Source organism: Paractinoplanes lichenicola (genome assembly GCF_016785085.1).
GTDB lineage: Bacteria > Actinomycetota > Actinomycetes > Mycobacteriales > Micromonosporaceae > Actinoplanes > Actinoplanes lichenicola.
On the sequence record NZ_JAENHO010000007.1, the window covers coordinates 1 to 13653 of the forward strand.

Consider the following 13653-nt stretch of genomic DNA (forward strand, 5'->3'; position numbering starts at 1 on the left):
ACTCCGCGCCGCCCCACTCCGCGCCGCCCCACTCCGCGCCGCCCCACTCCGCGCCGCCCCACTCCGCGCCGCCCCACTCCGCGCCGCCCCACTCCGCGCCGCCCCACTCCGCGCCGCCCCACTCCGCGCCGCCCCACTCCGCCCCGCCCCGCCCCGCGCCGCCCCACCCGGCGGGCGCCCCACCCCGCGCCGCACCCTTAACGCCGCGCTGTGCTGGTGCGGCGCGGCCGGGCGACGGTCGTGCGAGCCGGTCCGGGCAGGCTCGGCGGGCTGGGCGTTGCCGTGCAGGGCCGGGTCTCGTGCGCCTGGTCGGGCGTGGCGCAGCTGGTGAATGCGGCCGGTCGAGCGGTGTAGGCGCGGCGGGCGGGGCCAATAGCGCGCGGTGGGCGGGGTCAACGGCGGCGGGCGGGCCGGGGTGGGGTGAGGGGTGGGGGAAGTCGCACACTGTGTGTGGATTGATGTGCCTAACTCCTTTGGGTAGGCGACAGAACGGCTCCCAGCGGCGAGTGTGGAGGGTGACTCGCTGACTACCCGGAGTGAGGTGCTCGTGAGCGTCACGGAGGAGTCTGTCCTTCCGGAACTACGTAATGCCTGGTGGGAGCATGGGGTGCGGCGCCGGGCGGAGACCGGGGTGTTCGGGGTCTTCGCGGAGCTGCCCCAGTTCGTGCGGCAGGCGGTGGCTGTTGCTTGGCGGGCCGATCGGGTGCGTACGGCTCTGGTCGGGGTGGCGACGATCGCGGCGGGGGCGATGGCCACTTTCGGGTTGTTGTCGACCCAGCGGGTGCTCGTCGAGTTGTTCGGGGCGGGGCCCACGCCGGAGCGGGTCGAGGCGGCGCTGCCTGCGCTGGCCGTGCTGGCGGCGGTGACGGCGGTGCGGGGCGGGCTGGGCATCGCGGTCGGCTACGCGCAGAACGGCCTGACCCCACGCGTCAATCAGGAGGCCGAGCGCCGATTGTTCGAGACGACCACGGCCGTACGGCTGGACGCTTTTGACGCCGATGCGTTCGCTGACGACATGGAGCGGGCCACGCGGGGCAGCGACGCCGCCAACGGGCTCGTGTCGGACACCACCAACCTGCTGGCCGGTGTCGTGGGGCTGGTCGCGGTGGCCGTGGCCGTCGTCGTGATCAACCCGTTGCTGCTGCTCGCGCTGCTTGTGGCAACACTGCCCAACGGGTACGCGGCCCTGCGCGCGGGGCACCTGCGGTACGCGAACTTCCTGGCCGGGTCGGTGCGGCGCCGGCGGCTGTTCGTGCTGCAGCGGCAGATGGCCGAGCGGGAATCGGCGCCGGAGCTGCGGTCGTACGGGCTCCGGAGGTTTTTGCTCGGGCAGTACGACATGGTCATGGGCGCGCAGACCGCGGAGGAGCTCACGCTGGCCCGGCGGGTCACGACGACCATGAGCCTGGGCGCGGTGATCAGCGGCGTCGGGCTGGGCGGGGTCTGGGTGCTGCTCGGGCTGCTGCTGGCCGGCGGGCAGATCCCGCTGTCGGCCGCGGTCACCTGCGTCGTGGCTGTGCAGGCCGCGCAGCGATCGTTGTTCACCGTCACCATGCAGCTCGACCACATGTTCACCGACGGGCAGTTCTTCAAGGAGTATGTGGGGTTCCTGGACCGGGCGCGGGAGTACATCCCGGACGACGAGCCCGGCGACCGGCCCGCCCCGCCCCCGCTGCGCCGGCTCGACATCAGCGGGGTGAGCCTGCGTTACCCGGACCGCGACACGGCGGCCGTCGACGACGTCACGATCAGCATCGAGGCCGGGCAGACGGTCGCGTTCGTGGGGGAGAACGGGTCGGGCAAGTCGACGCTGGCCGCGATGATCGCCGCGCTGCGGTCGCCGAGCGAGGGCGCGATCGAGTGGAACGGCCGGTCGCTGCGCGAATGGGACCGCGACGCGCTGCGCGGCCGGATCGCGGTGGTGCTGCAGGAGCATCACAAGTGGCCGTACACGGCGGCCACGAACATCGCGATGGGAGACCTCGACACCGACGCCGAGCAGACGCGCATCGAGACGGCCGCGCGCAAGGCCGCCGCGCACGAGACGATCCTGGCCCTGCCGCGCGGCTATCGGACCCTGCTCGACCGCACCTTCAAAGAGGGGCACGACCTGTCCGGGGGCCAGTGGCAGCGGATCACGGCGGCCCGCGGGTTCTACCGCGACGCCGACCTGCTGATCATGGACGAGCCGTCGTCGGCCCTCGACCCGCGCGCCGAGGACGCGCTGTTCCAGGCCATCCGCGGCCGCCAGGGCAGGCGCACGACGATCCTGATCACCCACCGGCTGGCCAACGTCATCCACGCCGACCAGATCTTCGTGCTGCACGAGGGCGCCCTGGTCGAGCGGGGCAACCACGCCGAGCTGATGGCCGCCGACGGCCGCTACGCCGGGCTGTTCCGCATCCAGGCCGCGGGTTATCAGCCCGGCTGACCGGTTCCCGAGCGGGCCCGGCGGGAGCACAGTGGACGGCATGGCTGAGACGACGACAGACGTGCAACAGGCCCTGAACAAGATCGTCGAGAGCGCCGCCGCGGACCGGGTCTTCGGCGAGCCGATCCACCACGACGGCGTGGTGGTGCTGCCGGTCGCGAAGATCAGCGGCGGTGCGGGCGGAGGCGGGGGCACCGGGCCCGCGCCCGAAGGGCAGGAGGCGGCCGGCAACGGTGGCGGGCTCGGCATCGTGGCCAAACCGCTCGGCGTGTTCGTGCTGTCGGGCGGCACCGTGACGTGGCGCCCGGCGGTCGACGTGAACCGGATCGTGCTCGGCGGGCAGCTCGTCGTCGTGGCGGCGCTGCTCGTGGCGCGGACGATCCTCAAGGCGCATCTGCGCAAGCGGGCCTCCGGAGATCGGTGATTGTCGATTACGATCGGCTGACCGCATCACTACACGGGGGAATGACCATGGGGAGATCGAGGCTGGCTCGCGCCGGAACAGCGGCTCTGGCCGGAGTGCTCGTCGCGGGGCTGTTCGGCGCGCCCGCGGCGGCCGCAGCCGGGGCGACGGTCGCGGGCACGTTCGTGACCAGCGCCGGCACGCCGATCGCGGGGGCCGCAGTCGTCGCCTACTCGGCCGAGGACGACTGGCTGGCCGACACGAGCACGGACGAGGACGGGCGCTACTCGATCGGCGGCCTCGACGCGGGCCAGATCAAGCTGCAGTTCGACGATCACGGCCGCGAGCAGTGGTCGCCCGGGGTGCGCGAGCGCGAACAGGCCACCGCGTACGCCATGGGCGAAGGCGCGACGCTGACCGTGAACGAGCGGCAGCCGGCCACGGGCAAGGCGGCGGGCACGATCGCCCCGCTGACCAACGTGACGCTGGTGGGCGTCGACCACTGGACCTACCTGTACGCGACGACCGACGACGAGGGCCGCTGGAGCGTCGACGCGCTGCCGGGGACGTACAAGGTCTATTTCGAGTGGGACAGCGTGCGCCAATGGGCCGTGCAGCAGCGCTCGGAGGACGACGCCGAGACGATCACCGTCGCGGCCGGCCGGACGACCACGGTCGACGACCAGCGGCTGCCGACCGGTACGGCGGGCGGGCGGCTGGTCACGGCGGCCGGTGACCCGCTGACCGGGGCGGACGTGACGCTGCACTACGACGACCGGACGATCGGGAATGCGGGAACGGACGAGGACGGCCGCTACTCGTTCGGCGAGGTGCTCACCGGTGACGGCTACAAGGTGTCGTTCTCGGTGGACGGCGGGGCCGAGCAGTGGGTGGCGGGGACGCTCGATCCCGCGCGGGCCCGGTCGTTCACGATCACGGCGGGCGAGCTCACGACGATCGACGACAAGCAACTGACGACCACGACCGTACGGGGGCGCCTGACCGACCCGGACGGCGGCGCGAAGTCGGGTTACCACGTCAGCGTGACGCTCGACGACGACGACAACTGGGTCAACTACGACACCGAGACCGACGCCGACGGCCGGTGGAGCGTGTCGGGTGTCTTCCCGGGCGACTACCGGGTCATGTTCGTCACCGACGACTATCGGCGCACGCAATGGGCGTACGGGAAAGGGACGGCCGCCGACGCCGCGCTGATCAAGGTCACGGCGGGCACGACGGTGACCGTCGACGACACCTGGCAGCCCGGCGCCACCCTGGTCGTCAACGCGGTCGACGCCACGACCGGCGCGGCGATCAGCGACTTCTGCGTGTGGCTGGACAGCCCGAACGACGGCTCCGGCTGCACGACCGGCAACCGGCTGACGATCACCGACCTGCCCGGCGGCGCCTTCAACGCGACCGTCTCACCCGGCGAGGGCAGCTATTACCTGCAGAAGCGGGACGTGCCGGTGCGGCTGACCGCGGGGCAGACCACGACGGTGACGATCCCGGTGCGGCTCGGCGGCCGGGTGGCGCTCGCGGCGACCTCCCGCGCGACCGGCGCGGCGGTGGCCGACACGTGCCCGATCTTCCGGCAGATCGGCCAGGGCGGGCTGCCCGACGGGTACGGCAACTGCACGGACCGGACGGGCAAGGCGACTACGCAGGCGATGGAGGCGGGCACCTACGAGCTGTTCGCGTACGCGCCGGGCTCGTACGGGCATCAATGGGTGGCGCGGACCGGGGGCACGGGTGACCAGCGCGCGGCGGCCCGGATCGTGGTGACCCCGGGCAAGACCGTCAAGGCGCCCGCCGTGCGGCTCGACCCGGCCGCTCCGATCACGGGCACGGTGTCGAACGTGGCCGGCGAACCGCTCGGCGGGATCGATGTCGCGTTCTCGGCGTGGGGCGACGCGGGGCCGGCGTGGAACACGAAGACGAACCCGCAGGGGCGCTACACCGTCGACGGCCTCGGCCCGTACGGGTGGCCGTTGCTGTTCGGCGGCGCGGACTACCCCCGGCAGTGGTCGGGCACCGTCGGCAACCGGTTCCAGGCCGAGAAGGCGACCGGCACGTACGACTACGTGATGAAGGCGTCGTCGACGCTGCGGGGCAAGGTGACCGCGCCCGCCGGCGTGCAGTGGCGGATCAACGTCGTCAACGCGGTGACGGGCGACGAGCTGGGCATGTTCGACAGCTCGGCGGGCCAGTCCTACACGATCCCGGTCACCGGGAACCAGCAGGTCAAGGTGCGCTGGATGCTTTACGGCGACGGGATCGACAAGACCGGCTGGCACAACCGGGCCGCCGACTTCGCGAGCGCCACCAGGATCGGCATCCCGGCCGCGGGAACGCGCACGCTGAACCTGTCGATCGGCTGACGTGGCGTGGGCCCCGGCCGTGGCCGGGGCCCCGTCGGTCAGCCCTTGATCCAGGCGAGGATGTCCTGGTCGAGCCGCTCCTGGTAGTCGCCCTGGATGCCGTGCGGCGCGCCCTCGTAGACCTTGAGCGTGCCGTCCTTGACCAGCTTGATCGACTTGAGCGCGGCGTCGCCGATCGGCACGATCTGGTCGTCGTCGCCCTGCGCGATCAGGATCGGCACGGTCAGCGCCTTGAGGTCCTCGGTGAAGTCGGTCTCCGAGAACGCCTTCACGCAGTCGTAGGCCGCGGCCAGGTTGACCAGCATGCCCTGCCGCCAGAAGTCGTCCTTGTCGCCCTGCGAGACGGCCCGGCCGTGGTTGGCGCCGAAGAAGCTCTCCGACAGGTCCTTCCAGAACTGCGAACGGTCCTTGAGCACGTTCGCGCGGATGTCGTCGAACACCTCGATCGGCAGCCCGTCGGGGTTGCTCTCCGACTTAACCATCACCGGCGGAACGGCGCCCGCGGTGACGACCTTGGCCACCCGGCCCTGCGCCTGCCCGTACTGCGCGGCGTAGCGGACGACCTCGCCGCCACCGGTCGAGTGGCCGATCAGGATGACATCACGCAGGTCGAGCGCCTCGATGACGGCGGCCAGATCCTTCGCGTACGTGTCCATGTCGTTGCCGTAGTAGGTCTTCTCCGACCGGCCGTGGCCGCGACGGTCGTGCGCGATCGTGCGATAGCCGGCGTCGGCGAACTTCTTCAGCTCGACCTGCCAGGCGTCCGAGCTGAGCGGCCAGCCGTGGCTCAGCACGATCGGCTGCCCCTGACCCTGCTCGGTGTAGTAGATCTCGACTCCGTCAGGGGTGGTGATGTACGGCATCGCTGGTCTTCTTTCGTTCGGTAACGACCATCGGGACGAACACCGCAGTGCCCGCCGCCGCCCGCTGCCGAACGCGATTTCGTTTTCCCAGCTCAAGATGGGGGTGAGCCGCCAGGCCCGGGTAGGGTTAACCCCCACCCGGGCCTCTGAGCCGGCTACTGCTGCTGGGTGTCGCCCTCGCCGGTGCGCTTCTGCGCCTCGTCCTGGGCCCGGTCGACATGCGACGAGTACTTGTCGCCGGTGCGCTGGTCGACCTGGTCGCCCGCCTTCTCGATGCCCTGGTCGACCTGCTCGTCGTGCTTGTCGGCGAAGTCCTTGGCCTTGTCCATGAAGCCCATGACGTGCTCCTTCTCGCTGTGGAACGAACACCTACTGGCTTCCCGCTGCCGACGCGGGGAAACACACACGTTCCTGATCTAGGGCGCGATGCCGATCCCGGGGATGCGGCTCCAGGCCCTTTCCTGGGCGACGGTCATGGCCGGCCAGGTCAGCCCGCCCGGCCGGGGGTTGACCCGGGACGCGTACGGGCCGGGGTGGAACGACGGGTCGTAGAAGCAGACGACAATCCCGTGCACTCCTCGAGCCGCTCGTGCACGTCGTCCGGCGTCAGCGGGGAATCGACCGGCAGGCCCTGCCACAGCGGATACTGCGGCTCGTCCGGGCGGGGCAGATTCCGGCAGTAGTACTGGTAGACGACGCGCAGATCCACCCGGTGGTCGTAACCGCGCGACCCACCGGCGAGCAGGCCGCTCGTCAGCAGAACGCCGTCATAGCCCCCGTACGTCTCGGCGACCTTCGCGGCCACGTTGCCGCCGAACGACTGACCGTGCACATACGTGCGCTTCGGCTGTCCGAAACGCGCAACGAACAGCCGGCGTACGTTGTCCGTGTCGGCCGCCGCCATCCGTACGCCGTAGCCGCCGCGCCGATACGACGACGCGACCCACGCATATCCCTGCTCGACCATGACCGACCACTCGGCCAGATCCTCGTCCGTGCTGGACCGGTCGTACTCCTGGGCCGGGCCGCCATGGGCGTGCACCACCAGCGCCCCGTTCCACCGCTCGGGCACGGCCATTGTGTAGTACGCGCCGTTGGCGTCCTGCCCGCGCACGCATGTTGCGCCACTCGGACAGTCGTCCGCCGTCCGGCCGCCCGTCGGGGCCATGGTGACTGCCAGCAGGACGGCGAGCGGAGCCGCGATCACGTTGCCGCCACGGGATAGAGGGCCAGGGGCACGTGGTGCTGGCCGGCGTGGATGTCGCGGTCGCGCAGGCTGCCCTGGGAGACCGGGCGGGGGAAAGAGATCTTGACGACGTTCAGGGCCGGGATCCGGAAGATCTGGATGGTGTCGGCCGGGACGCCGTAGAGGCGGGCGACGACCGGCGCGTCGAGGAAGCCCGGGTCGGCCACGAGCGCGTAGCCCTCGGCGTCGCGCATGAACAGTTCCATCGTCACCCAGAACGGGCCGGCGTTCTTGGAGCGGACCTCCAGGGCGAGGTCGCCGATCGTACGGGGATCAGGCATTGTCGGCCTCCGGCAGCGTGATGCGGAAAAGGCTGGTGGGGGAGTCGACCTCGACCACGTGGTTGAGCGCGAACTTGAAGACGGGCCCGCGCTCGGTCTCGGCCGGCGACGTCGCGAACGCCAGGCTGGGCAGGTAGTTCATGTCCGGCGTGGGCAGGTGCAGCAGGAGCGGGTTGGCGACCTTGGCGACCGCGGTGGCCGTCCGCTGGTCGGCCGCGTGCACGAGCAGCATCGCGCCGACCTCGCGCGGCGGGCTGCGATCGGGTTCGATCTCGTCGAGGATCGCGTTGTGGCCGTACAGGCGCAGGTCGAGCTCGTAGTCGCCGTCGCCCAGGCCCAGGGTCCGGCCGACCCACTCGCCGATCATCTTGCGCAGCAGCGCGGCCCACGTGTCGATCTGGCCGAGGATGTGCGGGTCACGGATCGCAGTGAACGACATCGTCTCGTAGCCGGTGATCCGCGCACCCTCGAGCTTGATCGTGTGCTGCGCGGCGGGCTCGAAGCGAGAACCTTCCACCCGTACGCGGCGGTCATCGATCGCACGGTAGGTCGCGTCGGACACCACGATCGTGCCCGCGGGCTCGCGCATCGAGAACGGGTTGACCGTCTCGTACAGCATGTGCGCGGCAACGGACATGGGTGTGCACTTGTTGTCCGGGTCGAGCGGCTCGATCGTGAAACCGTCGTGATCGATCGTCGCCAGCACCCCGCCCGCGCGCGGGTTGGTCGTGCACTGCCCGCCGCACTCGACGATCTTCGCCGCGTGCCAGATCGGGCCGGCGGGCAGGCCCTTCATCATCGGGTAGGCGGCGGCGACGGCCGTGTCGGTCGCCCGGCCCGCCAGCACCACGTCGGCGCCGGCCTCGAGCGCGGCCACGATCGGCTCGTGTCCCATCATGCCGACGATGTGTGTGCAGCTGTCCAGCACCGACGGATCGAGCTCACCGGCCGGCGGCAACGGACGGATCCGGCCGACATGGTCGTGCAGCGCTGCCGGTTGCAGCTCGCTGTAGATGGTCGCGACCCGCAACTGCAGGCCCTCGGTGGCGAGGATCTCGCGGACGATCCCGGCGACCCAGTCGACGCCGGAGTCGGTGCCGCTGGTCCCGCACGAGCCGACGATCAGCGGGATCCGGGCCGCGGCGGCCGCCCGCAGCAGCAGCCGCAGATCCTGGGCCACCGCCGCGGCCGCGGTCTTGGCGGTGCCGGTTCCCAGGTAGTAGGGCCCGGAGTCGGTCGAGCCGCCGTCGACGGCGATGACGTCGGCGCCCAGTTCGATGCCGCGGGTGACGGTCTCGGGCGGGAACCCGGCGCCAAGCATGCCGCTCGGCGTGAGAATGCGGACCTCGTTCATGACTTCCTCACTTCGTGGATCACAGCTGAGCGCTGACGGCTCGTGCGGTCTGGCGGCCCGAGAACAGGCAACCGCCCAGGAACGTGCCTTCGAGTGCGCGATACCCGTGCATGCCCCCGCCACCGAAACCGGCGGCCTCCCCGGCGGCGTACAGCCCGGGGACCGGCGCGCCGGCGGAGTCCAGCACGCGTCCGTCCAGGTCGGTGTGCAGGCCGCCCAGCGATTTCCGGGTCAGCACATGCAGCCGTACGGCGATCAGGGGTCCCGCGGCGGGGTCGAGCAGCCGGTGCGGCGGGGCGGTACGCATGAGCCGGTCGCCGCGATAGCCCCGGAACCCCCGGATCGCGGCGATCTGCAGGTCCTTGCCGAAGTCGTTGTCCAGCTCGCGGTCGCGCGACGCGATCGTGCGGCGGATCGCGGCCGGGTCGAGCAGCGGCGCCGGGGTCAGCGCGTTCATGCCCGTGACCAGGTCGTCCAGGCTGCCGGCGACCACGAAGTCGGCCCCGTTGCGCTTGAACGCCTCGACCGGGGCCGGGGCGCCGCCACGCAGCCGGCCCATCACCTGACGCACGCTGCGGCCGGTCAGGTCGGGGTTCTGCTCGGAGCCGGAAAGCGCGAACTCCTTCTCGATGATCCGCTGGGTCAGCACGAACCAGCTGTGGTCATGCCCGGTCGTCCGAAGATGCGCGAGCGTGCCCAGCGTGTCGAACCCGGGATACAGCGGCGTCGGCAGCCGCTGGCCGAGCGCGTCGAGCCACAGCGAGGACGGGCCGGGCAGGATCCGGATGCCGTGCCGGTCCCAGATCGGGTTCCAGTTCTGAATGCCCTCGACGTAGTGCCACATCCGGTCCGGGTTGATGATCGTGCCGCCGGCCGCCGTGGCGATCCCGAGCATCCGCCCGTCGACGTGGACCGGCACGCCGCTGATCATGTGAGCCGGGGGCTTTCCGAGGCGAGAGGGCCAATTTCCCCGTACGAGGTCATGGTTGCCCCCGATGCCGCCCGAGGTCACCACGACCGCCTGCGCCCCGATCGTGAAGTCCCCGATCTCGTCGCGCGAGCTCGCCTCACCCCGGGCCACGTCGCTCGGCGCCAGCACCCGCCCCGCCACCCCGGTCACCGCGCCACCGGTGGTGATCAGCGAGTCCACCCGATGCCGATGCAGAATGGTGACCCGCCCCGACGAGACCGCGGCCGCGATGAACGGCTCGAGCACCCCCGGCCCCGTACCCCACGTGATGTGGAACCGGGGGACCGAGTTGTTGGCCCGCTCGGCCCAGCCCACGATCGGGAACAGCTTGATGCCCTTGGACCGCAACCAGGCCCGCTTCTCGCCGGCCGCCCAGTCCACGTAGGCCTCAGCCCACCGCCGCGGCCACTCGTCCTCGACCCGATCAAACCCCGCGTTGTCCTGCCAGTCCTGCCAGGCCAACTCCCGCGAGTCCCGAATCCCCATCCGCCGCTGCTCCGGCGACCCGACAAGAAACAGCCCCCCGAACGACCAGAACGCCTGCCCACCAAGACTTTGCGCCGGCTCCTGCTCGACCAGGATGACGGACCGCCCCGCCCCGGCCAGCTCGGCGGTGGCAACAAGCCCGGACAGCCCGGCCCCCACCACGATGACGTCGGCGTTCACGCGCCCTCCCCAGACTTGTGCGCGACGGGATGTTGCGGCTTCCCGGCCAGGGCGGCGACCAGTTCGCGGGCGCCGAGCAGGCCGGCGTCGCGGCGGGCCTCGGCGGTCTGACCGGCCATGTGCGAATAGACGGTGATGCCGTCGACATCGCGCAACGGGCTGTCCGCCGACAGGGGTTCGGTGTCGACGACGTCGAGGGCGGCGCCCGCGATCCGGCCCGAGCGGACGGCGTCCACGAGCGCTTGTGAGTCGACGATCGGGCCGCGCGCGGTGTTGATCAGATGAGCGGACGGCTTCATCCTGGCCAGCGCGGCGGCGTCGATCAGATTGCGCGTTCGCTCAGTGAGCGCCGTGTGCACGGACACGAAGTCGGATTCGCGCAACAACTTGTCCAGATCCCCGTCCAGAACGCTCATCCCGAACGCCTCTGCCAACGGCCGCACCCGTTGCGCCACCGCACCCCGCCCGATGATGCCCAACGTCTTGCCGCGCAACTCGAACCCGTCCCGCCGCGGCCATCCGCCGGCGGCGACACCCGCGGCCATGCTCACGAGGTTCCGGGCCTGCGCGAGCATGAGCGCGATCGTGTATTCGGCCACCGCGTTGGCGTTGATCCCCGGCAGGTTGCTCACGCTGATGCCCAGCCGAGCGGCCGCCACCACGTCCACCGAGTCATAACCCACGCCCGCACGCACAACGGCGCGCAACGAACGCGCACGCTCGAGCACTGTCGCGCTCATCGGCTCGTTGGCGATCAGCGCACCCTCGACCCCGTCCAGCAGCGACACGAGCTCACCCGCGGTCCGCGCTCCACGCATAGGGGAGTGCCGGGTCGCAAAGCCCAGCCCGGTCAGATAGACATCCACCTCATCCCCCGGCGAGAGGTAGTCGGTAGTGATCAAAATGCTCGACATCTGAACCCTTCATTCGTTCGGCAACGTCAGGGGCGGGCTAGGCGAAGCAAGTCGGCGCGGGCGGGGTGAGCGTTCTGGCTCGACGTTGCGCGTTTGGCTCGACGTTGCGCGGGCTGAGTGCGCGTTCTGGCTCGACGTTGCGCGTTTGGCTTGACGTTGTGGGGGTGGGGTGAGCGTTCTGTCTCGACATTGCGCGTTTGGCTTGACCTTGCGCGGGCTGGGTGAGCGTTCCGGCTCGAGGTTGCGCGGGTGATTGCGCGTTTTGGGTTGGAGTTGCGCGGATGGGCGAAGACGCTCGCTCGGCCTTGGGTAGGTGGGTGCGCGTTGGCGCGTGAGTGCGCGTCTTGGCCCGGATCTGTGCGAGTGAGCGCGCGTCTGGTTCGCGCCCGAGCCGATGAGTGCGCGTTCCGGCTCGACGTTGCGCGAATGGGTGCGCGTTGTAGGTCGGGGTTGCGCGGGTCCGTGCGCGTTCCGGCTCGACGTTGCGCGGGTGGGTGCGCGGTGTAGGTCGGGGTTGCGCGGGTGAGTGCGCGTTGTAGGTCGGGGTTGCGCGGTGATTGCGCGATCGCGTCGGAGTTGCGCGATTGATGGGCGTCCTGGTTCGGAGTGCGCGAGTGATGAGCGTCCCGGCCGGAAGTGCGCGGTGAGTGCGCGTTTGGACTGAAGTTGGTCGGATGGGTGCGCGTCTTGCGTCGTGGGTGCGCGGAGTTGTGTGCGCGTCCGCCGGGGTTTGGATCGTGGGGGCGGCGGTTGCTGCGCGGAACTCCGGCGTGGGGTGGGTGGTCACTTGAGGATCGGGGTGGTGGCTCGGCGTTGGAGGCGGCCCAGGTGGGCGACCACGGCGATGGCCAGGGTGGCCAGCACGGCGATGTCCAGGAGCATCGGTTTCCAGCCGGTCAGGTCGACCACGCCGCCGATCAAGGCGGGGCCGCCGAAGCCGCCTAGGTACCACGTGACTGCGTACAAGCCGGTGTAGGTGCCTAGGACCTGGCTGGAGGGGGCGAGGTTCCACAGGGCCACGGCCGCGTTGATGAGGAAGCCTGCGGCGCCTACGGCGGCCACGCAGAAGATGATGACTGTGGCGGTGGGGGTTTGCACTACGGCGCCGGCGGCCATGGAGGCGGCGAACAGGGCCATGCCGGCGCCCATCGTTTTGAGGCGGCCGTAGCGTTCGGCCAGCAACGCTGCGGGGTAGGCGGCGATCACGTACGCGATGCCGCTGGGCAGGGTCAGGCCGCCTGCCTCGCCTCGGGTCAGGCCGAGGGCTTCCATCCCGTACGGGGTGATCAAGGATCTCGAGGCGAACCAGGCGCCGCCGAAGAGCATGACCGTCAGCAACAACAGCAGGCGGCGGCGGTCGCGGTCGGTGAGCAGGTCGTGGAGGATCGCGCGGAACGGGACGCGGGCGGGGGCGGCCGCCGCTGCTTGGTAGCCGGGGGATTCGCTGTCGCGGACCTTCCACACGACGAAAGCGGTGACTACCAGCAGGATCGCCGACGGGATGGCGAACGCCGCGTGGGGATGGTCGTCCACGACGAGCAGGCTGATCAGTGAGGCCACGATGATGGTCAGGGCGGCCGCGATCTTCACGACGGCGTTGGCCCGGCTGCGCCGTTCAGGCGGGATGAAGTCGGGGACCAGCGACTCCGCCAGCGGGCGCATGGTGTTGGCGACCAGCGCGTAGCCGACCATGACGGCGATCAGCATGGCGGCCGACGTGGTCCAGGGCAGGAACACGAACAGGATCGCGGCCACCGGCATGCCCACCGCCAGGTACGGGATGCGCCGGCCCCAACGGGTGCGGGTGTTGTCGGAGCGGTTGCCGATCCAGGGCTGGATGAAGATCCCGAGCAGGTTGTCCAGGCCCATCAGCGCGCCGACCAGTGCGGCGCTGGCGACGTGTTCGCGCAGCAGGACGGGCACCTGGTTGTCGTAGAAGTTCCAGGTCGCCTCCTGCGCGAACAGGGCCAGCGCGATGAAAAAGGTGATCTTGCGGTAGGAGCGGGAGTGGTCGGGGCGGTCGGAGCGGTACGCCGCGTCGTCGCGGGCTTTCATTTCGGCCATGTCGCCTCCATGTGTCCGCCGTCACGTTAATTTGCTGTAGCAAAAGCGTCAACAGTTGCAACGAGGTTTCCAAACAG

12 protein-coding genes are annotated in these 13653 nt (G+C 70.6%); 4 read left to right on the plus strand and 8 right to left on the minus strand.

Going from position 1 to position 13653, the window contains the following annotated elements; translation table 11 throughout:
• The first annotated feature begins 210 nt into the window (after positions 1-210).
• From JKJ07_RS24325 to JKJ07_RS24340, 4 genes are all read left to right on the plus strand, one after another.
• Entirely contained in the window at positions 211-354 is a 144-nt protein-coding gene (locus tag JKJ07_RS24325; protein ID WP_202994053.1) for a hypothetical protein, read from the plus strand.
• Positions 355-547: 193 nt separating this feature from the next.
• Positions 548-2431, plus strand: a complete 1884-nt coding sequence (locus tag JKJ07_RS24330) for an ABC transporter ATP-binding protein (RefSeq protein ID WP_307834383.1) — start codon at positions 548-550, stop codon at positions 2429-2431.
• A 40-nt stretch (positions 2432-2471) separates the two neighbouring features.
• Positions 2472-2855: a spore germination protein GerW family protein gene (locus JKJ07_RS24335; RefSeq protein WP_202994054.1), complete on the plus strand. Its 384-nt coding sequence runs from the start codon at positions 2472-2474 to the stop codon at positions 2853-2855.
• A gap of 47 nt (positions 2856-2902) precedes the next feature.
• Positions 2903-5218, plus strand: coding sequence for a carboxypeptidase-like regulatory domain-containing protein (locus JKJ07_RS24340; protein WP_202994055.1), 2316 nt, complete (start codon positions 2903-2905; stop codon positions 5216-5218).
• A gap of 38 nt (positions 5219-5256) precedes the next feature.
• Here JKJ07_RS24340 and JKJ07_RS24345 read toward each other — a convergent pair whose 3' ends face one another.
• From JKJ07_RS24345 to JKJ07_RS24380, 8 genes are all read right to left on the minus strand, one after another.
• On the minus strand, positions 5257-6081 hold the full coding sequence (locus JKJ07_RS24345) for an alpha/beta fold hydrolase (RefSeq protein ID WP_202994056.1): 825 nt from the start codon (positions 6079-6081) through the stop codon (positions 5257-5259).
• Positions 6082-6236: 155 nt separating this feature from the next.
• Positions 6237-6419 (minus strand): antitoxin, encoded by a 183-nt coding sequence (locus JKJ07_RS24350; RefSeq protein WP_202994057.1) that lies wholly within the window; start codon positions 6417-6419, stop codon positions 6237-6239.
• Between the two features lie 149 nt (positions 6420-6568).
• Positions 6569-7195, minus strand: coding sequence for an alpha/beta hydrolase family protein (locus JKJ07_RS24355; RefSeq protein WP_202994058.1), 627 nt, complete (start codon positions 7193-7195; stop codon positions 6569-6571).
• A gap of 89 nt (positions 7196-7284) precedes the next feature.
• Positions 7285-7608, minus strand: a complete 324-nt coding sequence (locus JKJ07_RS24360; protein ID WP_202994059.1) for a DUF4387 domain-containing protein — start codon at positions 7606-7608, stop codon at positions 7285-7287.
• Positions 7601-8962, minus strand: a complete 1362-nt coding sequence (locus JKJ07_RS24365; protein ID WP_202994060.1) for an acyclic terpene utilization AtuA family protein — start codon at positions 8960-8962, stop codon at positions 7601-7603. The genes JKJ07_RS24360 and JKJ07_RS24365 overlap by 8 nt, the downstream gene beginning before the upstream one ends.
• A gap of 19 nt (positions 8963-8981) precedes the next feature.
• On the minus strand, positions 8982-10598 hold the full coding sequence (locus JKJ07_RS24370; RefSeq protein ID WP_202994061.1) for an FAD-binding dehydrogenase: 1617 nt from the start codon (positions 10596-10598) through the stop codon (positions 8982-8984).
• On the minus strand, positions 10595-11512 hold the full coding sequence (locus tag JKJ07_RS24375; protein WP_202994062.1) for an NAD(P)-dependent oxidoreductase: 918 nt from the start codon (positions 11510-11512) through the stop codon (positions 10595-10597). Before JKJ07_RS24375 ends, JKJ07_RS24370 begins: the two co-directional genes overlap by 4 nt.
• A 783-nt stretch (positions 11513-12295) precedes the next feature.
• A complete protein-coding gene (locus tag JKJ07_RS24380; protein ID WP_202994063.1) occupies positions 12296-13576 on the minus strand; it encodes an MFS transporter in 1281 nt (426 codons plus the stop codon).
• Positions 13577-13653 lie beyond the last annotated feature (77 nt).